Source organism: Geobacter sp. (assembly GCA_009684525.1).
Lineage (GTDB): Bacteria > Desulfobacterota > Desulfuromonadia > Geobacterales > DSM-12255 > Geoanaerobacter.
In genome coordinates, this window is record WKKR01000005.1 from 59451 (window position 1) to 81665 (window position 22215).

At 60.6% G+C, this 22215-nt stretch carries 19 protein-coding genes; 1 reads left to right on the plus strand and 18 read right to left on the minus strand.

Annotated features, from left to right (window positions below; genetic code table 11):
- Nucleotides 1–47: 47 nt before the first annotated feature.
- The 8 genes from argJ to GJT30_15175 all read right to left on the minus strand — a co-directional run bounded on the left by argJ (nt 48) and on the right by GJT30_15175 (nt 11209).
- Complete coding sequence (gene argJ, locus GJT30_15140; GenBank protein ID MSM40949.1) at nt 48–1229, minus strand: bifunctional glutamate N-acetyltransferase/amino-acid acetyltransferase ArgJ; 1182 nt, start codon at nt 1227–1229, stop codon at nt 48–50.
- A gap of 30 nt (nt 1230–1259) precedes the next feature.
- Nucleotides 1260–3965 carry a preprotein translocase subunit SecA gene (secA, locus tag GJT30_15145; GenBank protein MSM40950.1) on the minus strand — a complete coding sequence of 902 codons (2706 nt, stop codon included), beginning with the start codon at nt 3963–3965 and terminating at the stop codon, nt 1260–1262.
- A 201-nt stretch (nt 3966–4166) separates the two neighbouring features.
- Nucleotides 4167–5027: a cytochrome C gene (locus tag GJT30_15150; protein MSM40951.1), complete on the minus strand. Its 861-nt coding sequence runs from the start codon at nt 5025–5027 to the stop codon at nt 4167–4169.
- Nucleotides 5028–5527: 500 nt separating this feature from the next.
- Nucleotides 5528–6007: a hydrogenase maturation protease gene (locus GJT30_15155; protein MSM40952.1), complete on the minus strand. Its 480-nt coding sequence runs from the start codon at nt 6005–6007 to the stop codon at nt 5528–5530.
- Nucleotides 6008–6016: 9 nt separating this feature from the next.
- The gene (locus tag GJT30_15160; GenBank protein ID MSM40953.1) at nt 6017–7717 is read right to left on the minus strand and encodes a hydrogenase 2 large subunit; all 1701 of its coding nucleotides are present in this window, start codon (nt 7715–7717) and stop codon (nt 6017–6019) included.
- 58 nt (nt 7718–7775) lie between these two features.
- A complete protein-coding gene (gene hybB / locus GJT30_15165) occupies nt 7776–9086 on the minus strand; it encodes a Ni/Fe-hydrogenase cytochrome b subunit (protein MSM40954.1) in 1311 nt (436 codons plus the stop codon).
- A complete protein-coding gene (gene hybA / locus GJT30_15170; protein ID MSM40955.1) occupies nt 8971–10053 on the minus strand; it encodes a hydrogenase 2 operon protein HybA in 1083 nt (360 codons plus the stop codon). Before hybA ends, hybB begins: the two co-directional genes overlap by 116 nt.
- Nucleotide 10054: 1 nt before the next feature.
- The gene (locus tag GJT30_15175; protein MSM40956.1) at nt 10055–11209 is read right to left on the minus strand and encodes a hydrogenase small subunit; all 1155 of its coding nucleotides are present in this window, start codon (nt 11207–11209) and stop codon (nt 10055–10057) included.
- A 652-nt stretch (nt 11210–11861) separates the two neighbouring features.
- Between GJT30_15175 and GJT30_15180 the strand changes: the two genes are divergently transcribed.
- The gene (locus tag GJT30_15180) at nt 11862–12482 is read left to right on the plus strand and encodes a LysE family translocator (protein ID MSM40957.1); all 621 of its coding nucleotides are present in this window, start codon (nt 11862–11864) and stop codon (nt 12480–12482) included.
- 6 nt (nt 12483–12488) lie between these two features.
- On the opposite strand, the gene GJT30_15185 is transcribed toward GJT30_15180, so the two are convergent.
- The 10 genes from GJT30_15185 to GJT30_15230 form a co-directional block, all read right to left on the minus strand.
- On the minus strand, nt 12489–13196 hold the full coding sequence (locus GJT30_15185; GenBank protein ID MSM40958.1) for a cyclic nucleotide-binding domain-containing protein: 708 nt from the start codon (nt 13194–13196) through the stop codon (nt 12489–12491).
- A 130-nt stretch (nt 13197–13326) separates the two neighbouring features.
- Nucleotides 13327–14199, minus strand: coding sequence for an EamA family transporter (locus GJT30_15190; protein ID MSM40959.1), 873 nt, complete (start codon nt 14197–14199; stop codon nt 13327–13329).
- Nucleotides 14200–14284: 85 nt separating this feature from the next.
- On the minus strand, nt 14285–15085 hold the full coding sequence (locus GJT30_15195; GenBank protein ID MSM40960.1) for a methyltransferase domain-containing protein: 801 nt from the start codon (nt 15083–15085) through the stop codon (nt 14285–14287).
- Nucleotides 15086–15165: 80 nt separating this feature from the next.
- Nucleotides 15166–16449, minus strand: coding sequence for an HDOD domain-containing protein (locus GJT30_15200; GenBank protein MSM40961.1), 1284 nt, complete (start codon nt 16447–16449; stop codon nt 15166–15168).
- A gap of 147 nt (nt 16450–16596) precedes the next feature.
- Nucleotides 16597–16953, minus strand: a complete 357-nt coding sequence (locus tag GJT30_15205; protein ID MSM40962.1) for a hypothetical protein — start codon at nt 16951–16953, stop codon at nt 16597–16599.
- Nucleotides 16954–16999: 46 nt separating this feature from the next.
- The gene (gene tsaA / locus GJT30_15210) at nt 17000–17416 is read right to left on the minus strand and encodes a tRNA (N6-threonylcarbamoyladenosine(37)-N6)-methyltransferase TrmO (GenBank protein ID MSM40963.1); all 417 of its coding nucleotides are present in this window, start codon (nt 17414–17416) and stop codon (nt 17000–17002) included.
- Nucleotides 17417–17496: 80 nt separating this feature from the next.
- Nucleotides 17497–17970: a rubrerythrin family protein gene (locus tag GJT30_15215; protein MSM40964.1), complete on the minus strand. Its 474-nt coding sequence runs from the start codon at nt 17968–17970 to the stop codon at nt 17497–17499.
- Between the two features lie 52 nt (nt 17971–18022).
- Nucleotides 18023–18460: a nucleoside deaminase gene (locus GJT30_15220; GenBank protein ID MSM40965.1), complete on the minus strand. Its 438-nt coding sequence runs from the start codon at nt 18458–18460 to the stop codon at nt 18023–18025.
- 164 nt (nt 18461–18624) lie between these two features.
- Nucleotides 18625–19932 carry a permease gene (locus GJT30_15225; protein ID MSM40966.1) on the minus strand — a complete coding sequence of 436 codons (1308 nt, stop codon included), beginning with the start codon at nt 19930–19932 and terminating at the stop codon, nt 18625–18627.
- The gene (locus tag GJT30_15230; protein ID MSM40967.1) at nt 19929–21521 is read right to left on the minus strand and encodes an amidohydrolase family protein; all 1593 of its coding nucleotides are present in this window, start codon (nt 21519–21521) and stop codon (nt 19929–19931) included. The genes GJT30_15225 and GJT30_15230 overlap by 4 nt, the downstream gene beginning before the upstream one ends.
- Nucleotides 21522–22215 lie beyond the last annotated feature (694 nt).

Here is a 22215-nt window from a genome sequence, read left to right on the forward strand (position 1 = left end):
CCCCCCCCGTACCATATTGCCGAATTCGTTTTTGTGACGAGCGACACCTAGGTTCTATAATCTGCGTTGATCTTCACATAGTCATAGGAAAAATCGCTGGTGTAGACCATAGCGCACCCTGCTCCCAGACCGAGATCAATAGTAACGCGGAATTCGGGCTTATGCAACACTGCCGAGCCGCGCGCCTCGGCATCGCCGCCGACAAAGAGGCCGCCGCTGACCATCTGGACGTCATCGAACGAGAGTGCAACCCGCGACTGGTCCACTTCCGCGCCGGAATACCCGACAGCCGCCAGAATCCTGCCCCAGTTGGCATCCTGTCCGAAAAACGCCGTTTTGACCAGCGGTGAGTTGGCAACCGCCATGCCTGCCAGGCGTGCATCCTTGTGATTCGCAGCGCCACGCACGTCAATAGTTACCAGTTTCGTTGCCCCTTCGCCATCCTTGACGATCGCCTTGGCCAGTTCCAGTGTGACCTCGCCAAGCAGGCGACGGAACATTGCAGCATCAGCATCCGCTCCGGACAAGGGGGGATTGCCTGCCAGGCCGTTTGCCATGATCAGAGCAGTGTCATTGGTGGAGGTGTCCCCGTCCACGGTGATGCAGTTGAACGAGACATCGACCGCTGCGCGAAATGCCTCCTGCAGCCAAGACTGCTCCACGGCAGCGTCGGTAACCAGGAAGGAGAGCATGGTTGCCATGTCGGGCCGGATCATCCCGGCCCCCTTGGCAACACCGGCGATGGTATAGGGAACGCCACCGGCCATTCCCTTGCGCACGGCAAGCTTGGCAAAGGTGTCGGTGGTCATGATGGCCTTGGCCACGTCTTCCAGCGAGCTGTGGCCAAGCCCTTCCAGCAGTGCGGGAACGGCATTCCTCACCCGTTCCATGGGCATCTGCACCCCGATAACTCCCGTGGACGAAGGGATGACAGCCGCTTCGTCGATGCCGAGCCCTGCAGCGACCAGCCGGGCCGTCTCCAGGGCGCTCTCCATGCCGGGCTGACCGGTGCAGGCGTTGGCATTACCGCTGTTTACCACCACAGCCCGGCAGGTGCCGCCAGCCACCCGTTCCATCCCGAGCAGCACCGGAGCCGCCTTGACCTTGTTATTGGTAAATACTGCCGCACAGGCCGCGGGAACCTGGGAAAAGATCAGCGCGAGATCCTTCCGTCCCGGTTTCTTGACGGCCGCTTCCACGACAGAGAATGTGAATCCTTTAGGCTCCATGGATGCCTCCATTAACACAACCGCAACCTCTTACTGCCCGCAGCAGCGCTTGAATTTCTTGCCGCTGCCGCAGGGACAGGGATCGTTGCGACCGGCGGTCTTCTGGCTCTTGACCGGCTGCTGCTGGACCGGCTCGGTGCTCGCCAGGTTGTAGACCATCTTCTGCCGCTTCTGGTGCTCCTCTTCCAGTCGCTCCACTTCCTCTTCCAGGTCATCCTCGCGGGCGAGCTGAATCCAGAAGATCTTCTCCACCGCCTCGGCCCGGATACGGATGATCATCTCCATGAAGAGATTGAAAGCCTCTCTCTTGTATTCGTTTTTCGGGTCTTTCTGGCCGTAGCCGCGCAGCCCGATCCCTTCCTTCAGATGGTCGATGGAAAGGAGGTGGTCCTTCCAGAGCTGGTCGATGGTCTGGAGCATGACCCACTTGATCAGGTGGTCCATCAACTCGTCGCCGAAGTTGCCCAGCTTCTCGTTGAAGCGGTTCAGCACCTCTTCCTTGAGCAGGGTCCGGAAGTTGTCCGGGGTCAGACGGGCAATGGTCTCTTCCGGCAGGTCGAGCTGCAGGTTGAAGGTCTTGTAAACGGTCTCGGTCAACCCCGGCCAGTCCCACTCGTGAGCCGGCACCTTGTCGATGGCAAATTCGTTCACCACGTCGCCGATGGACTCTTCCAGCATGTCCAGGAAGATGTTGCGGATGTCCTCGCCGGCCAGGATCTCCTTGCGCTGGGTGTAGATCACCTCGCGCTGCTTGTTCATGACATCGTCATAATCGATGAGATGCTTGCGGATCTCGAAGTTGTGCGCCTCCACCTTCTTCTGGGCATTCTCGATGGCCCGGCTGATCATGCCGTGGGTGATCGCCTCCCCCTCTTCGATCTTCAACAGGTCCATGATCTTGGAAACCCGCTCTGAGCCGAAGATCCTGAGCAGATCGTCCTCCAGCGACAGGTAGAACCGGGACGAACCGGGGTCCCCCTGCCGGCCGGAACGGCCGCGGAGCTGATTGTCGATCCGGCGCGACTCGTGCCGCTCGGTCCCGAGGATGTGCAGACCCCCCAGACTGACTACTTCTTCGTGCTCCTTGGCCCACCCTTCGCGGAACTGGGCAAGCATCGCCTGGTACTGTTCGTCGGTAGCGTCCGGGTTTGCCCTGAGCCAGTTCTTGGCCAGCCCTTCCGGGTTGCCACCGAGCACGATGTCGGTACCGCGGCCCGCCATGTTGGTGGCGATGGTCACCATCCCCTTGCGGCCCGCCTGGGCGACGATCTCGGCCTCCCGCTCGTGCTGCTTGGCATTGAGGACGTTGTGGGGGATCCCCTGCCTCTTCAGCAGTTCGGCAAGCACCTCGGACTTCTCGATGGAGATAGTGCCCACCAGCACCGGCTGCCCCTTGGCATGGAGCTCCTTGATTTCTTCGATGACCGCCTCGAACTTCTCCTTTTCGGTCTTGTAGACCACATCCGGAAAGTCGGGACGGAGCAGCGGCCGGTTCGTGGGGATGACCGTCACGTCCAGCTTGTAGATCTTGTGGAACTCCTCGGCCTCGGTATCGGCGGTACCGGTCATGCCGGAAAGCTTCTCGTACATGCGGAAGTAGTTCTGGAAGGTGATGGTGGCCAGGGTCTGGTTCTCGTTCTCGATCTTCACCCCTTCCTTGGCCTCGATGGCCTGGTGGAGGCCGTCGGACCAGCGCCGGCCCGGCATGAGCCGCCCGGTGAACTCGTCGACGATCATCACCTCGCCATCCTTCACCACGTAATCCACGTCCCGCTTGAACATGGCATGGGCACGCAACGCCTGGTTGACGTGGTGGAGGATCTCGATGTTGCGCGGGTCGTAGAGGTTGTCGATCTTCAAAAGCTTTTCGACCTTGAGGACCCCTTCCTCGGTAAGAGTGGCGGACTTGGCCTTCTCGTCGACGGTAAAGTCGCCGGTATAGGCCTTCCGCTTGCCGGAGAGGGTATTGGCCTCGACCTCCTTCACCTCACCCTTCACCAGCTTGGGGATGATCCGGTCGATGATGTAGTATTTGTCCGTGGACTCCTCGGTGGGACCGGAGATGATCAGCGGGGTCCGTGCCTCGTCGATCAGGATGGAGTCAACCTCGTCGACGATGGCAAAATGGAACGGCCGCTGGACGTACTCCTCCAGGGCGAACTTCATGTTGTCCCGCAGGTAGTCGAAACCGAACTCGTTGTTGGTGCCGTAGGTGATGTCCGCGGCATAGGATGCGCGACGCTGGTCGTCGTCCAGGCCATGGACAATGATCCCGACGGAGAGCCCGAGAAAGGTGTAGATCTGCCCCATCCACTCGGCATCGCGCTTGGCCAGGTAGTCGTTGACCGTTACCACGTGGACGCCGCGACCGGTCAGCCCGTTCAGGTAGGCTGGCAGGGTCGCAACCAGGGTCTTGCCTTCACCGGTCTTCATCTCGGCGATCTTCCCCTGGTGCAGCACCATCCCGCCGATGAGCTGGACATCGAAGTGCCGCATCCCCAGCACCCTCTTCCCTGCCTCGCGGCAGACCGCAAAGGCTTCGGGGAGAAGCGCGTCGACATGCTCGCCACGGGCGTACCGCTCCTTGAACTCAACGGTCTTATTGCGCAACTGCTCGTCGGAAAGCTTGGAGATGGCCGGTTCCATGGCATTGATCTTTTCCACCACGGGCCACATCCGCTTCAGTTCACGCTCGTTCTTGCTCCCGACGAACTTCTTTATGAGTGCACCAAACATCGACGGTTCTCCTGTAAAGAGGTAATGAATGTAACAGTGCACGCTACCACAAAGCATATTTTTGCTCAACCGAAAAGGGCGTTACAGCCGATCCCGCCGCCATCTTCCGTCCCGGCATGATCGCAGGCGCACAAAAAAAGGACCCCCGAATTTCGGGGGTCCTTGATTGCTACAGCCCTGCGTCAGTCTACAGACGGCTTGCTACTTCTTCGCTCCTACCGGCAGGTCGTGGACGTTGATATGGCAGGTCAGGCAGTTCGGGTAACGGTCCAGAATACCCTTGGCGTGCGGTGCCGGGTGGCACTCGGTGCACTTGGGCACGTACTTGTGCTTGCCATGGTGGCAGACGGCGCAGTTGACCTTGCCGTGCTTGCTGGGGGTCTTCTTCCAATCGCCGAAGGCCTTCTTGTGGCACGAACCGCAGGTAACGGCAGGGGTATCCTTCTCATAGGTGATCTGCAGCGGCCGGTGCACCGGGTGACACTTGGTGCAGGTATCGAGCTTCTGCCCCTCGTGATGCGGCTTGTGGCAGTTGAAGCAGGAGGGGATATAGCCGTGAGAGGTGTGGCACTTGGTGCAGGCAACCTTGGTATGCTTGCTCTGGAACTTGGTGAGCTGCTCCTGCGGACCGGGGTGGCACTGGACACAGGCACCGGTCAGCTTGGTGGTGATGGCGATCTTCTTCGGTGCGTGGGGGTTACTGTGGCAGCCGGCGCAATCCGTCACCTTCGGGCCGTGCGGGTCGGTGTGGCAGTTGGCGCACTTGGGCATGATCGCGTCGTAGTTCCCCTTCTTGGGGTTGTAGACGTGAAATGCGGTGTGGCATTTCTGGCAGTCGAAACGGTGCTTGCCACCATTGTCCTTGAGATTCGCGTACAGGCTCGGGTGGCACTGGCCGCACTGGCTGGCGGTCAGTGGCTGCGGCGTAGAGGCATACATCTCGGGCGCTACCGGAATCTGCACCTTCAGCTTGCCGGTCCCCTGGGCAGCGAATGCCGATCCGGCAATAACGCAGAGGGCCACCATGATCGCCGCAATGATCTGTCTTTTTGTTCCTCTCATCAAACCCTTCCTCCTCTCAGAAAATAATGTAACGCTCCATGGCTGAGCCCGGTGCGTACCATTCATCCCATTTACGAAACAGGTACTTGGCCCTGGAAGGGCTGACCGTGCACACCGGTCGTCCGATCCCAAAGTGTATACACAGGCTTAATAAATAATGCCTAAGGTGGCATCCTGTCAACCATTGATGCAGTCCTGCCCGGAAAAAAAGTGCATGCCTGCCGAACGCATCCGGGCGTACCCCCCTGCAACGCCCGGATGAACGGACGTTCAGGGAAAAATCATGTGTGATTACTAATCACAAATCAGGAGAATAAGCAACCTCTTTTATCAGTTTCGCCACCCGGCTCTTCATGCCCCTATGCTCGCACAAGACAGCCACAACCGCTGCAGCCGTCCGGGAGATGCCCGGCAGACAAAAGGCCTGCCGCATATGCAGACAGGCCATCTCATCGCAACGATCCCGAGCTGTTTTTGTGCAGGATTGCCCCAAGCCGGTCTCAGGAATACGGCTCAACCTTTACGCCGAACAGACGCAGCTCTTCAGCCACCAGGTCAGCCAGCCTGCCGATGTTGGCGGCTACCTCGTCCGATAGCGTCAGACCGGTATCCAGCGATTTCGGCTCGATGCCGAACAGCACGACCTTTTCCGGCATGGCATCGGTCATCTGGCAGACTGCGAGCAGATCGGAAATCCCCAGTTGGTGGGGCGATATCTTATCCCGGAACAGGGCCGGAACATGCTGCCCCTCGAACCGGGTAAGGGTTCCGCAGGGGTTTCCGCTTCTGATAACATCCACCAGGATCAGGAGGTCCCGCCCCTGGATGTACTGTAACAGCTCGATGCCGCTGGTGCCGCCATCCAGGATCTCAACCCCCGGCGGGACCCGGTACTTGCGCGCGAATTCCTCGACAGCCTTGCCGCCTGCCCCTTCATCCTGCAGCAGCAGGTTGCCGACCCCCATGACCAGAACATTCATGTCGGTGCCCTATAAGGCCCTGACCGAAACGATCTCTGTGTTTTCCTTGTCCACCATGTGGATGGCGCAGGCAAGGCAGGGGTCGAAGGAATGGACTGTTCTGAGCACCTCCAGCGGCTTTTCCGGCACCGCCACAGGGGTACCGACCAAGGATGCCTCGTAGGGGCCCGGAGCATCTTTTGCATTCCTGGGGCTCGAATTCCAGGTCGAGGGAACAACGGCCTGGTAGTTTTTGATCTTTTTGTCGGCAATGACGATCCAGTGGGAAAGCACGCCACGGGGAGCCTCGTGGAAACCGACCCCGCGTACCTCCCCCTTCGGAAACTCCGGCTGATTGAAGGTTCGGGTATCACCCTTGCCGATGTTGTCCATGAGGAGCTGCCACTGCCGTTCCAGGGTCTCGTACAGCACTGCCGCTCGCACCCCCCTGGCAGCATGGCGACCGATGGTCGAATGGAGCGCCTCGATGGAGACCGAAGCGCCGGACAGCCTGCCGATGGTGGCAAGCGCCTTGTCGGTATATTTCCGTGTCGCTTCATGCCCCGCGGCATAGAGGCAGAGCACATTGGCCAACGGCCCCACCTGGGCAGGGGCGTCCCTGAAGGTGGGGGCCTTTACCCAGGAGTATTTCTCGTCTTCGAGGAAATCGGTGTAGCCCGGCTCGGTCTCCTCCTCCCAGGGATGACGGTTCCAGTCCCCCTTGTACCAGGAGTGCTTGACGCTTTCCCTGACCCCCTTGACGAAGCTCTCGTCCTCGAAGTTCCTGATGGGGGAGAACCGGCCCACGTCCCCGGCGGGGATATACCCACCTGGCAGCTCGAAGACCGTCCCCTTGGTGTCGAGCGGGAATTCGGGGACGCATAAGTAGTTGGTCACACCGGCGCCGTACGCGGTCCAGTCCCGGTAACTGGCGCCAATGGCGCAGACATCGGTAAAGTAGACATTGTTCACGAAATCGCCCAGCTCGTCTATCAGGGTCTTGACGTAGTAGAGCCGCTCCAGCGACAGGGTCGACGGGCTGTCGGTATTGATCGGGTTTGCCACCCCCCCCACTGCCAGATTCTGGATGTGCGGCGTCTTGGCCCCCAGGATGGAGATGATGATGTTCGCCTTGCGTTGTATCTCAAGGGCCTGCAGGTAATGGGTACAGGCGAGCAGGTTGACTTCCGGGGAAAGCCTCATGGCAGGATGCCCCCAGTAGCCGTTGGCGAAAATCCCCAACTGGCCGCTCCCGACAAATCCCTTGAGTTTCTCCTGGACCCTGGCGAACTCCTGGGAGCTGTTGAGGCTCCAGCTGGACATTTCCTGGGCAAGGGAGGCGACCTTCCGCGGCTCCGCCTTGAGCGCGGAGGTGACATCGACCCAGTCCAGGGCCGACAGGTGGTAGAAGTGGACGATATGATCCTGGATCGCGTGGGCAGCGATCATGATATTCCTGATGTACTGGGCATTCAGGGGGATCTCCATCTTCAGGGCGCTCTCCACGGAACGGACCGAAGCGATGGCGTGCACCGTGGTGCAGACCCCGCAGATCCTCTGGGTAAAGAGCCATGCATCGCGGGGGTCCCGCCCCTTCAGGATGAGCTCGATGCCGCGCCACATCTGCCCCGAAGCCCATGCCTTGCTGACATGGCCATTGTCCAGCTCGCAATCCACCCGCAGATGACCCTCTATTCTCGTGACCGGATCAATGGTAATTCGCTTTGCCATACATCCCTCCGTTGGAATCCCCTGCTGATGGGGTCTGTCGCCTCGCTTCCGGCTCCGGTCAGTGGTCTGTTTCAGGGAAGAGATTCAGGTATTTCGCACAAACCTTGAAGCCGAGAATGGCGAAGGCGATCATACCGGTGGTGAGCACCAACTCCATCAGGGAGGGAAAATAGTCGCTCCCTGCCCTGTTTGCATATTCGGAAACCGCGAAAACCCCCACGTTCAGGCGATTCATCAGCACCCCGACGATGACGAGGATGTTCGCCGCGAATAGCACCTCAGGGTTCGACCGGTTCTTTTTCCCTGCCAGCAGCAGCAGAGGAAGCAGAACGCCGATGGCCATCTCCAGCAGCCACATGATCCCGAGGAAGCCTTCCGAGACCAGGGCGCCGACACCGGGACCGGTCAGCAGGTGGCCGATCTTCATCGCCGCATAGAGTGAGCCGATGACCAGGACCCCCCTGGCCAGCCCCTGCAGCACATCCAGGGACGGCACATGGTTGAAGACCTTGCCGGTAAGGATCGTCTCGAAGCTGACCATGGAAAGCCCCATCATGATTGCCGATACCAGGAACATGTAGGGGATGAACTTGCTGTACCAGAGGGGCGACAGCTTGCTCGGCGCTATCAGGTAGACCGCGCCGAGAGAGGACTGATGCAGGAGCGACAAGAGCACCCCGAACAGGACGATCCCGACCATGCACCTGTTCACCCATCTCAGAACCCCGGTCCAGCCGAGCTTTTCAAAGACCATGGGGCTCGACTCGGTGGCCAGGGTGGAGGTGTAGAGCACCACGTGGATAGCCACGATGAACATGATGGAGTTGACCTGCCACATCACCATCGGGTGCCAGATGACAAAGGAACGGCCGATATCCAGGCAGATGGACATGGCTGCCAGCAGGTAGCCGAAGAAGGCGTTCAGGATCGACGCACGGACGATACACTTGTACTTTTTCCAATTGAGGATATAGACCATGGCAGCGACGATGAAGCCACCTGCGGCCATTGCGACCCCGCCCAGGACATCGAAGGAGATCCAGAGCCCCCAGGGCCAGTAGTCGTTCAGATTGGTCGAGGCCCCCATCCCCAGCAGCAGCCGGTAAGCCGCGACAGCAGCCGCGGCGATGATCAGGGCAAGGAGAATCCTGGTGAACGGCGTATCCATCTTGATGCCGAGATGGTCGCTGTGCCTGTCGTCCAGGAGCCTGTTCACGACACTCCCCAGTTTCGGGCCGAGGTACCTGGTACAGTCAATCATGCTTCTCCTCCTTGTCCTTGCCATGCTTTGCCATGCGGCTCGTAATCGCATGGATCGTAGTCCCTCCCAGGAAGACCCCGGCAAAGACCCACGGGATTTTGGCAACATAGGCCCATGTCAGATCGGGCAGGGCCGAATGGGGGATATCCGTGTCGAAACCGAGGAGCTCGAAGGAAACCCCTGAAAGCATGATGTTCTGCGTCCCTCCCGCCTCGCTCAATCCATAGACCCGGTCAGCATAGCGGGAAACCTTCCTGAGCGAGGTCTCCTTGGAGTCGAGGGTCTTGATCGGGTATTCATACTCGGTGCCCGGCTTCATGGAAAACCGCTTCTTGGCCTCCTGGCGCAAATCCTCCACCCGCCCGAAGATCGTGGCGCCGGTCGGGCAGAACTCGGCGCACGCCGAATATTTCCCCTCTGCGAAACGGTGCCGGCAGAGCTGGCACTTCCGCACCTCTGGCCAGGCAGAGTCCCATTCGTAACGGGGAACATTGAAGGGGCAGGCAATCTGGCAGTAGCGGCAGCCGATGCACCGGTAGGCCTCGTAGTACACGGCTCCATTGACGGGGTCCTTCTTGAAGGCGCCGGCCGGGCAGACAGAGGCGCAGGCAGGGGTGATACAGTGCAGGCACTGCTGCTTGAAGAAGGCATGACCGTTCACGGGAGAGTCCTTCTGCTCGCCGGTTCCGTTGCGGTAGACCTTGATGATGCTGAGGGTCTTGCCGGTAAGGTCCTGGGAGGCATCCCAGATCCCTTCATTCCCCTTGATCCCACCGGTCTCATAAGGTGGGTCAGTGGCTTTCTCTTCCCCCTCGGGAGACCTGCAGAGCAGGGCATCGCAGACGCCACTCACCATGCCGTCCCTGTGAAGCGCACCGCCGGGGACGCTGTTGTGGATCTTGCAGTTGACCATGCACGACTTGCAGCCGATGCAGAGGGTTGCATCGTAGAGGATGCCCACGGCTTTCGGGGGCAGCTCCTTGGTCATCCTGGCATCAACATCCGGTACAGCCGCAGCCATGACCACTCCGCTCCCTGCGACCCCTTTCAGAAAATCCCGTCTGCTGATCGTCATGTCACTCCTCCTTCTGCCGGTCAGCCCCTTTTGCCGCGGAAGGGTCAGTGCCACCGTCCTTCTTCCTGCCCAGATTGGTCAGTAGTGCCGCGCCCGATGCTCCGACCGCGATGCCGGCGGTGCCGGCGGCAAACGACTTGATGCCCGCAGGCAATGAGTGTTTGTCCGGGAATGCCTCGCTGAAGAAGGTGGGTGGGGTGAAATCCTTGATGGTGGCCAGGGTATGCAGCGGCGCGGAAAAGCCGACCCCTTTCTCGGCACAGCCGAAGCAGGGGTGCCCGGTCCCGACCGGCCAGGCGCCGGCGCCGGCATCGCCGAACAGGATCGACGGGCAGTTGGCGTGGGTCTCCGGACCCTTGCAGCCGAGTTTGTAGAGACAGGCGCCCTTGCGATGCAGATCGTCGCCGAACTGGGTCGCAAAGCGGCCGGCATCGAAGTGCGGCCTTCGTTCGCAGTTTTCGTGAATGAGCCTGCTGTAGGCGAACAATGGCCTCCCCGCGGTATCGAGCTGGGGGAGCTTCTGGTAGGTCAGGAAGTGGAGAATGGTCGAGAGGAGGTTATAGGGGCTGGGAGGACAGCCGGGGATGGTCACCACCGCTTTCCCTGCCAGGAGCTCCGGTATTCCTTTGGCTTCCGTGGGATTCGGCGCAGCAGCGGCGACCCCGCCCCAGGAAGCGCATGAGCCCATGGCGATAATGGCCGCGGCATGGGGCGCTGTCTCCTGGAGGATGCTCAGCGCGGTCTTGCCGGCGATCTTGCAGTAGATGCCGTTGTCCCTGGTGGGGATGGCGCCGTCCACCACGAGGATGAACTTCCCCTTGTTCTCCCGTATCGATTGCTCCTTGGCTGCCTCGACCTGGTGACCGGACGCCGCGCTGAGCGTTTCGGAATAATCCAGAGAGATCATGTCGAGGATCAGGCTCTCGATGGTGGGATGATTGGCCCGCAAGAGCGATTCCACACACCCGGTGCACTCCTGGAAGGAGAGCCAGATCACCGGCGGCCGCCTGGGATTGACAATGGCCTCGGCAATCCGGGTGCCGGCACTGAGGGGAAGCCCCAGCCCCACAGCCACTACCGAGCAGTACTTCAGGAAATCCCTGCGCGATACCCCTCCAAGCTTCTGTTTGACTGCGTCAAACTCATGAGAATCCATGACGCCTCCTGTCGCTCGCAATGGCATGCCATCGGCCGCTCTGCTGCCCGGGAGGCGGCCGGCATCCGGCCTGTCGGACAACGGACCACCACCCTCTTTTAATTATTATTCGCTAATTGTATACAACAACGATGCCAAGCGTATACAAAAGGAAGGAGGCCAAAGGGGATTATTCAAAAGCAGACAAACCTTTTTATTCCAATTGGTTACACAACAAGCAGACACAAGCGGACCGCTCCGGGCCAGTCGCCATTGTATACTTTTGACCCATATCTATCCTTGATTTACGGGCAATGTGGCTACAATCGATCATTTTCTGCAATAATTACAGAATAATAGGATCACAGGCCGCAATTGTATCATTTTGTCCATGAATGTATCATTTTGTCACACCGACCGGATGTACTATCCGATATGCTGATTTCCGGGAAGGGGGCTCTGCTTGAGGAAAGGGGCTGAATTGGGATCTATGGGGAGGGGAGTTCACGCAAAGGGGAAACTCGGGGGATTACCAGTTTCCATTTCCATCGATTTTTTGCTATCGTTTCATTGCCAGCCGGATCATTAACGTACCCGACCCTACCCAAAACCGCGACTGGCAACGACTACCGATGCACCATGGCCGAAGATTCCCCACCGAAAAGGATCGCACATGACCACAGCCACCCTGCTCTATTTCCTGGGCGCATCCATCGCCCTGACCCTGGCGCCGGGCCCCGATAACATCTTCGTCATGACCCAGGGGATCGCCCGCGGCCGCAGGCCGGCCATCATCACGGCCCTGGGGATGTGCAGCGGCATCAGTGTCCACACCACAGCCGCTGCCTTCGGCATCTCGGCCCTGTTCTACTCGTCGGCGCTCGCCTTCAACCTGGTAAAGTACGCCGGCGCCGCCTATCTCCTCTACCTGGCCTTCAGGACCCTGCAGGATCGCTCGGCGGTCAGGCTCGCCACTGCCGACGACAGGCCCGCTGCCGCCCTGTTCAGGCGTGGGTTCATCATGAACGTGCTCAACCCCAAGGTGGCGCTCTTCTTCCTCGCCTTCCTCCCCCAGTTCGTCACCCCGGCCGCTGGCCACGTCCCCCTGCAGATGCTGCTCCTGGGGCTCATCTTCATGGTGCAGGCCATCGTCATCTTCTGCCTGATCGGCTATTTTGCCGGCAGCATCGGCAGCTACATCCTTGCCCGGCCGCGGGTCGCCAAGCACTTCGACTGGCTGACCGCCGGGGTCTTCGCCTCGCTGGGGATCAGGCTCGCCCTGGCGGAGCGGTGACGCCGCTCAGGCAACCCCCTTGAACTGCGCATAGAAGGACTTGTTGAGGAGGATCGCCTTGTTGTCCTGCACCTCGATCAGCCCGTCCCGCTCCAACCGGCTCAAGACCCTGGTCACCGTCTCCCTGGCAACCGCCGCGTAACTGGCCATCTGCTGGTGGGTCAGCTTGATGTTGATGATGATGCCGCGGTCGTCCACCACGCCGTAAAGCGCCTGCAGACGGTCGAGCACCGCCATGACCCGGTGCTCGGCATTGTCGAAGCTCAAGATCTTGATCATGGCCCAGGAATCGCGCAGGCGGAAACAGAGGAGATCGATGATCCTGCGGCGGATCTCTTCGTTGCTCATCAGGTGCTGGTCGAAATCCTCCTTGGAGAGAAAGCCGATCACCACGTCCTCGTGGGCGATAACCGACGCCGGCGAGGTCTTGCCGTCCAGAAGCGCCATCTCGCCGAAGAAGTCCCCTTTCTTGTGGATGCCGATGATCTGCTCCCGCCCCTCCTCGTTCATCTTCACGATCCGCACCTTGCCGGCATAGACCAGGTACATGTAGTTCGCCGTATCCTCCTCGTACAGGACAATCTGATCCTTGTTAAAGCGCTTCTTGACGATCAGCCGCTCGACCTGCTCCAGCTCCTCGTCTCCCAGACCCTTGAAGAACGGGATATTCTTGATGATATTGTCAAACCTTCGTTCATCACTCTTAAAGATCATGATCGCCCCCACGGCTTCTCTTTAGAAGCATACCGTCGTATCAAGACAACAATATCACGGATTGTGCCCGCCACAATCTCTGCGGCAGATCCGGCGAAAGATCGAAGGTTATGGAGAGGGGGGAATTGGCTCAGCCGAGACGGATCAGGGCCGCACCTGCAAGGATCAAGAGGGCTGCCGTCAGCCGGAACCGGCCGCACGGCTCATTGAGGAAGATGACGCCGATCAGCACCCCGACCATGATGCTCACCTGCCGCACCGGCACGGCATAGCTCATCGGGGCGAGTTTCAGCCCATAGCGGAAGGAGAGAAACGACCCCATCATCACCGGGCCGCTGGCCAGGATCAGCAACCGGTTCTCCCGGAACTCGGCCATGATCTGGGAGCGGTAGCAGCTGCGCATGATGTTGACGGTCATCATCGCCAGCATGGCAATCACCAAGATATGGGTGAAATAGAGGGGGGAATAGAAGCCGACACCGGTCTTGTCGACGATGGCACCCAGGGAGTAGACGAACCCGGCCCCCAGGGCGGCCCGCACCGAGGGGCTGCCAAAACTTTTGAACGGCCGCAGCAGCTCCCCCAGCGAGAGCCGCTGCAACTGCACCGAATAAGCCCCGGCAACCACCAGCAGGATGCCGGCGCCACCCACCGGCGTCAGCCGTTCCCCCAGGAGAAAGATCCCCCAGAGCGGCACATAGACCATGGCGGTCTGGGAAAGGGGATAGACCATCGAAAGGTCGCCGCCCCGGTAGGCACGCCCGTTCAGGAGATGGTAGAGGACGAAACAGACCGCACCGGCCAGGCCGAGCACCAGGACACGCAGGTCGGGAACGGGAAACGGGCCGGGCATCAAGGGGAGGGTCAGGGTGAACATGCTGCCGGAGCTGACGAACATCCACCAGATAAAGACCGTCTTGTGGCGGCTCTGCTTGACCAGCAGGTTCCAAAGGGCATGCATCACCGCAGAAACGACGATAAGGAAAAACGCCAGTGAACTCATGACCGGAGAGTATAGCGAAGATATAAATTTTTAGCGAGACTAAAATTTCTTGAGCAAAACCCTGGGCAAGCTGAAACGGCTCCGTCTACCTGCTGCCGACCCCTTTAAAAAAGGTATAGCAGAAGGTGCCGTCATCATCCGCGGCCCGCTGCAGGTCGGCAATCCCCCGTTCCCACGCCTCATCCCGCATCATGGCCGCGGCAATGGCCCGCTCCCGCACCCCCTCCACCATGGCGATGAAGGTCTTCCGGGTGAACCCCTCCACCAGGACCGGTCTGCTGGCATCCGCATAGACCATGCGGGGCGACACCCGGACCTGCCGCAAACCGGCATTTTCCAAAAGCGGATAGAGCCGGCGACCGATCAGCGCATCCCCCCCGGCCAGCTCCTGCAGCTCGACGAGACACTCGATGGTCCGGCGCGCCGCCGCGCTTTCCGGGTGAAAGCAGACCGTCCCGTGATCCCCCTCGATGACGGTAACGGTCCCTCCCGGCTTCACCACCCGCCTGAGCTCCGCCAGCGCCTCGGCCGGCCGGTGCAGGTGCTCCAGGACGAAACAGAGAAAGACATGGTCGAACGTGCCGTCGCCAAAAGGGAGGGCATAGAGGTCTGCCTGGCGGAAATCCACATTGTCGAGCCCGGCCCTGGCCGCTGCCAGGCGCGCCTCCCCCAGGGAATCGACGGAGATATCCACCGAGGTGAAGCGCGCCTCAGGGCTGTTCCTCCCCAGGATCACGGTCTGCGCCCCGACGCCGCACCCCGCCTCCAGGACATGGCAGCCGGCCGGATAGCGGGTATCGTGGTGCAGCAGCTCCTCCAGGGTCCGGGCCTGGTCCTCCAGGCGCTCGGACTCCCGCTCGTGATAGCCGTGGACATAGGATTGCATGGCGTTGACCTCCTTGAAGCAATAAATGGCCGCATCTCCCGACTGCACGCCGGAGAGTCCTGCTTTGGGCGATAATCCGTTCAGAGCGACTTGATCTGGTAGAAGGAATCCATGGCCTTGGGATAGATCTCCATGACCGTGTCGAGGGAGAGATCGATGGAGCCGAGCAGTTCGTGGTCGACCCCCTTTTCCGACCCCGCCTGGACCACCTGGTCGGCCACCTGGATCAGGGCGATCATCCGGTTCACCATGCCGCCGAAATTGCGGTTGTGGTGGTAGCGGATCAGGTTCTGGATCGATTCGGGGTAGTTCCACTTCTTGGCGATCAGTGCGCCGATCTCGGCATGGCGGGTGGCGAGCAGGTCTTCCAGGAACGACGGTTCGATATGGAAATCCTTGGCAACGCTCAGGATGACGGTCTTGCCCAGGTCGAGCAGCAGCCCGCCGAGAAAGGCCTCCTCGGGATCGAGGCGGCAGCGGCGGGCAAGCCCGCTGGCCACGAAGGCGGTCTTCAGGGCATCGTCCAGGATGACCTGCAGCCGCTCCTGGGGGATGTCGCTGCTCTGCAGGGAGTTGATCTGGATGCCGGTGACGATGTTCATGATCTCCCGCATGCCGAGCCGGACAATGGCGAAGTGGATGGAATCGACCTGGCCGCTGCCGCCGTAGAACGGGGAGTTGGCAATCTTCAGGATGCGCGAGATCAGCACCTGGTCGGTCATGATCAGCTTGGCCATGTCTTGGAAGGTGGTCTTCTCGTCCTCCATGAGAGAGATCAGCTGCATCAGCATGCCGGGAAGAACCGGCAGCTGGAACTCTTCCTTGTAGAGCCGCTGGTTGATCGCCTCGATGGCAGCGTCCCGCTCAAGGGAGTCCCGGTTCATCTCGTCGAAGACGCGGACCGCGTCGAACAGGATGCGGCCGGTTTCCAGGTGGATCGGGCCGTTCAGCACCGAATCGGGCAGCGGCGACGTGACCGACACCGAACCGTGCTTGCAGGAAAAGACCTCGATGAGGAGTTTTTCCACCAGCTGGGTAAAGACCTCGGAGAGGGCGCGGCCGGAGATCAGGCCGTTCTCCACCAGGTAGCGGGTAAAAGAGATGCCAGCAGAGCGGCTGGCGGTCAGGGCCTGGATGACCTGCATCTCGCCCAGAGCGCCCTCCTTCACCAGGAATTCCCCCAGGCGGTTCCCCTTCTTCTGGGAGGCAGCAAAGATGATCTTGCCGGTCTCCAGGTAAAAGGTCATCCCCCCCTCCCCCTCCAGCGTAATGGTTGCCACGCAGGAGAGCCGGTTCATGTCGATCCACTGGAGGATGTCATGAAGCGGCATGAAGCTGAGATCAACCTGGAACAGGACACCCATGGTGCTTCCTTCGCTCGAAGTCAGGGGAAAGTATTACACTATTTCTCTTCGGCAGCTCCATAAAATAATTGATCCAACCGGCAGAAGAATCCCCGACAGACAGAGGAATCCATCCCGCCATCACGGACAGTCGAGCCAAGGGGCAGGTCAGTCCCCGCGGTCATCGTCGCTGTGGTCCTCCTCGTCCGGCAGGAGATACCGCGCCACGAAAAAAAGCCCGCCGGACACCACCAGGGAAATGCAGGCCACGGTCCAGGCAAGCGTTCTGCCATGCCACAGGCCGTTGAACCACTGCATCAATTCGCTTGAAACCACACTCAGCTTACCGCCATAGGCCTCCAGTTCATGCCGGAACACCTTGGACTGCCGGAATTCGTCTACCAGGGTCGTGTCCGCCAGATCCCCGGCAGTAAACCAGATCGCAGCGCTGCTCCCCAGACCGAGCAGCAGGGTCAGGGCAGCGATGAGGTAGAGGCGTTTCTGCGAGGTGCTCCCCTGATTCATTGATCTCCCGTCCAACATCGTCTCCAACAGGTTGTTCAACAACCGCCTAGGTGTCCGTCGACCGGCGCAGCACCGATTTTATGTCGACCACCGGCGTGCCGTCGAGCGCTTCTAACGGACCGACCTTCAGCCGCGTGCCGTCGATCTCCCGCACCGTAACCCGGTGCAGGCCAAGCGGGTTCGGCCGGTTGGGCGAACGCGTGGCAAAGACGCCGGTCAGCGGCAGGTTCATATTCCGGCCGGGATGCACCTTCAGCGTGTCGCGCTGCGACTGGTGGAACCAGGTGATCACGACGATCTCATCGCCGACAGCAATGCCGTCGAGCCCGTCGGCAACCGCCGGGTCCAGGTCGAGCCAGGCATCGGGCGCGCCTTCATACCCCTGGCGCGGGGCATCCTCGCGGCTGGTCAACACGGAGCGGACCGTCCCGATCGGTCTGAGTAGATAGCTGGTATCGGTCATAACATGTCCCCTTTCGGCAACGGTCCTTCTATTGGGCAACGACGGCATAGTGCGCTTCTTGCCCCGGCTCTCCATGCCGATCAGCCGGGAAGCAGTTTGCGGACCTCTTGGAGCATGCGGACATGCGCCTTCTCTTCGTCAACGATTTCCGCCATGACAGCTGCATCCAAACCGGTAACGTCATATAGCAGCGTCGAATAGAAGTCTACTGCCCTGGTTTCCATCTCTATCGCCATGTCCAGCACCTTGAGGAGGTCAGGGGCCTGGACAGCCTTGTGGACTGCTTTTGCGCTCGGGATGATTTTCTTGTGCAGCACCTCGGTAGCGGCAAAAAGTTCATTGTCAGCCAGCTTCGGTCCGCGCTGGTCCGGTGGGAGCGCATTCCGCATCCGCACGAAGGTCTCGATATGCTCTTCTTCCGCCTTTGCAAGAGAGGTGGCAAGAGCCGCTATCTCCGCATGTCCGCAGCCAAGGGCCAGGGACTCGTAAAACGTCCGGCCGAGCCGTTCCATCTCGACCGCAATCTGCAAGGTGTTATTCGCCGTAGGTTTCATGAACATCATCCTCCTTCGTTTCCAGTCCCGCCCGATGGCGGCGGGGCGGTTGTCAGACGCCGATATCCTCGTTCCAGAGTTCCGGCTTCGACCGGATGAACTCCTCCATCAGGCGGATGCACCGGTCGTCCTGCAGCACGTCTACCTGTACGCCCCGCGAGCGGAGGAGCTCCTCCTCCCCGAGAAAAGTCCTGTTTTCCCCGATAACGACACGGGGAATGCCGTAGAGAAGGATGGCGCCGCTGCACATGGCGCAGGGCGAAAGGGTGGTATAGAGCACGGACTGGCGATAGACCGCTGCTGGCTGGCGGCCGGCGTTTTCCAGGGCGTCCATCTCCCCGTGCAGGATCGCGCTCCCCTTCTGCACCCGCCGGTTGTGCCCCCGGCCGATGATCCTGCCCGCATGCACAATGACCGAACCGATCGGGATGCCCCCTTCGGCCAGCCCTGCCGCCGCCTCTTCCAGTGCCGCTTTCATGAACTGATCCATGGATCTCCCTCCCTCTCTACAGGTGTGCGCTTCCCCGGTCCACGTGCCACCTGGCTTCAGATCTTCAATGCCCGACCCGGTTGCCTCCAGAGGCAGCCGCGGCAAAAATGCCAAAGGCCTCGGCAGATGATGTGGCCGTATCTCTTATGCCGAAAACATGCGTCTCAGGCAACGAGCAGGCTGTACAGGATGAGGAACGTGAGCTGGCACGCGCCGACCGTCCAGCCGTTTCTGAGCATCGATTTCATGTCCACCGACTCGGCAAATCCAAGCGAACTGGCCATGTTCGCCCCCGGAAAGACGAAATTGTTCACCCTGGTCGCCACCACCAGGGCCAGCGCCCAGGCGAGCATGGAGACGCCATGGCTGCCGAGAAGCTGACCGAACATCTCGTGCAGAAGCTTCATGGTCGTCACCGTGGCGCCGCTGATGCCGAAGGCTCCCAGGAACCCGCCGGCAACGACGATGGCCGGCTTGCCGCCGATCTCCATCATCGGCTTGATCAGCGCGGTGAGCGCCGCAAAACCGCCAGCCTTGTCGACGAAAACGATGAACGGGTCGAGCAGCAGAAAGAGGAGGAAGAGCCCCACGTTCCCCGCCATCCCCCTGGCGACGTGGCTGAGGATCTCGTCGAATCTCAGCCCCCCCACCAGCCCGGTGATGACCGACAGACCCAGCATGATCACGATGACGAACGAGGTGGGCGCCTTGACCGCGATGCCATAGACCACGGCCGCCAGGAAACAGAGGACGAAGACCGCGGTCGCGCGCCGATTTCTGGCGGTCGGCTCGAACCGCCTGGTCTCTTCCGGCGGCTGGTACGGATTGCTCTCCCTGGTGTTCCGCTGGATCCGCTGGATCATCAACCAGGTCACCGCCAGGGTGATCAACGCCACCGGGCCGGAGACATAGAGCAGCATCTCGCCATAGCCAAGCCCGGTCAGCCCCAGCAGCGTGATGACCGGCGGCGTGAACGGGCCAAGGATGAGCGCCTCCTCGCCGACGGCCTGGAAGATGACGCCGACCGTGCTGCGCGACAGCCCGACCGCCGCTGCCACCGGCAACACGATCGGGGCGATGATGGCGTTGCCGCCGGCCATGGTGCCGAGCAGGCCGACGATCACCATGCAGGCCGCCATGATCCCGAGCATCGCCTTCTTCTCGGTATCGACGCCGATGCCGTAGATGATCCGGTGGACAATGGTATGGGAGACCTTCGTGGCGTTCAGCACCTCCCCCAGGCCGCGCCCCAGCATGATGATCAGCCCCACCAGCGCCAGAAAGGAGGACATGCCGTTTGCCAGGGCAGCGCCGAAAGAAACCGGGGTCTGGTGGCTCAACAGGGCGCCGAGCACCACGCAGATGGCAGTGGCTGCCAGGATATCCACGTCCCGGAAGACCAGCACGACGTAGAGGAGCAGCGGTGCCAGCCCCAAGAGGCCCCAGGCGGTGGTGGGGGCGATTTCGATCATTGTTTCCTCAAGACCTTTCCCGGCCTGTTGCCGGTCATCTTTCCGTCCTCGATCACCGGTCTGCCGGCCACCAGCAGGTGGACGATGCCGGCGGCATAGCGGTGCGGCTCGGCATAGGTGGCGCAATCGGCGATCTGGTCAGGATCGAGGAGCACCAGGTCGGCCACCAGCCCCGGCCGCACCATCCCCCGGTCGACAAACCCCAGCCGACCGGCAGGCAGTCCGGTCATCTTCCGGATGGCCGCGGCAAGGGAAAGGAGCCGCTCCTCCCGCACATAGCGGCCCAGCACCCTGGCAAACGTGCCGTAGGAGCGGGGGTGGGTCGGCTCCGACCCGTCCTGCGCCGCATTCAGGGCATGGCCATCAGACCCGATCGCCACGCCGGGATCGGCCAGGATCGCTGCCACATCCTCTTCCGCCATGGAGAAGAAGATCGCTCCCACGTTCCCCTCTTCCTCCAGGATCAGCCTGACAACCGCCTCTTCCGGCGAACAGCCCCAACGCCCGGCGATGCGGGCAACGCTTTCTCCGGAAAGCTCGCGGTTTTGCGCCGAGTGGCAGCCGGTCACCACGATCCCCGCCGCCCCCTCCCGCCGTGCCATCTCGCGGCCGATCTGCATCCTGATTTCCGCCCCCTGCGCCGGATCTGCCAGCCTCGCCAAGAGGGCCTTGACACCGTCGGCGTGCGCCCACTGCGGCACCACGGCCGTCAGCGTCGTTGCCGAGGCATGGTAGGGATACTGGTCCGCAGCGATATCCACCCCGGCGGCGCGGGCCGTGGCCAGCCGCTCCAGCAGCTCCCCGGCCCGGCCGCGGTTGCTCCCCCCCATCGCCTTCAGGTGGGAGACCTGGACCTTGACGCCGCTCCCAGCGCCGATGGCAACCGCTTCGTCCAGCGCCGCGGCTATCTTCTCGCTCTCATTGCGGATGTGGCTGGCATACAGCGCGCCATGGCGGGCCAGGACCCGTGCCAGGGCAATCAGCTCGCCGGTCTCGGCATAGCTTCCCGGCGGGTAGATCAGGCCGGTCGACATCCCCCAGGCTCCCTGCTGCAGCGCCGTTGCCAGCAGCGCCTCCATCCGCGCCAGTTCGGCGGCAGCGGGAGGCCGGTCCTCCATCCCCATGGTGGCGATCCTGAGCGGCGCATGACCGACCAGCGGCGCCACGTTGATCCCCAGGCCGTCCCGGTCCAGCCGCGCGGCATACCCGGCAAGGTCTTCCCACTCGATGCCGTCGTCCGGCAGAGAAAAATCGTGCAGCCGGAGGTAATCGGCCAGCGCACCCCCGCCACCCGCCGCAGCCGGGAAGAGACCCAGCCCGCAGTTGCCGATCACCTCGGTGGTGACCCCCTGCCGGGCCTTGCTTTCCAGCAGCGGGTGCCGGAACAGGGTCATGTCCGAATGGCCGTGGATGTCGATGAAGCCGGGGCAGAGCACCAGGCCAGAGGCATCGACGACCTGCTCTGCGGCCCCGGCCAGATCGTGCCCGACCGCTGCGATCTTCCCTTCTGCAACGGCAACATCCGCCACTATAGGAGGGCTGCCCGAGCCGTCCACCAGCGTTGCACCCCGGAAGAGGTAGTTATACATAATTTCACCCGTGCCATCGCATGGTTGTCAGACAAATGCCTACCTTAACCGTCGCTTTCCTTTTTTATCTGCCATCATCCACGGCAAGCGGCTCCAACCAGCCAGTTACTACTGCCCTGCTCCGCTGACAATATGGAATCTGCATCCACAACGCCATAAGGAAAGACAATGGGCCTTTTGGAATTGTGCACCATCTCATTCTTGGGCACCCCCAGAGCATCGATATATGCAGCCTCCATATCCAGCGGTATCCGGGATGCCACCTGCGAATGGTCATCGGCTGGACTGACATTAAGCATGATTCCCGGTGACTCGAACACAATCCACTCCCTTTACGATTCACCTCAAAATTTTCGATAACCACTGATTTATCAAATCACAAGAAATCATTTCAACATCACGGTAAAAATATCATTACCTCCATCTACCATATCAATCCAGAAATCTTCAAGCAAAGCGTGTATCACAGTAAATAAAGAATTTCCTCGACACCGGCAGCCGGTGGGAAATTTGCCTTCTTTCGTTGGTATGACTTCACAAATTTCTATGACAGTCTCCAACATCCTCCATCAAAACGATTAGTAAAGCATGAAAGCTATTTTGTACCTGACGTAGAATAAAACATCCATTTGCTAGAACTATAGTAAAACCACATCATATTACCGAAATTGCAGTTGCAAATAGCTTTGTCATA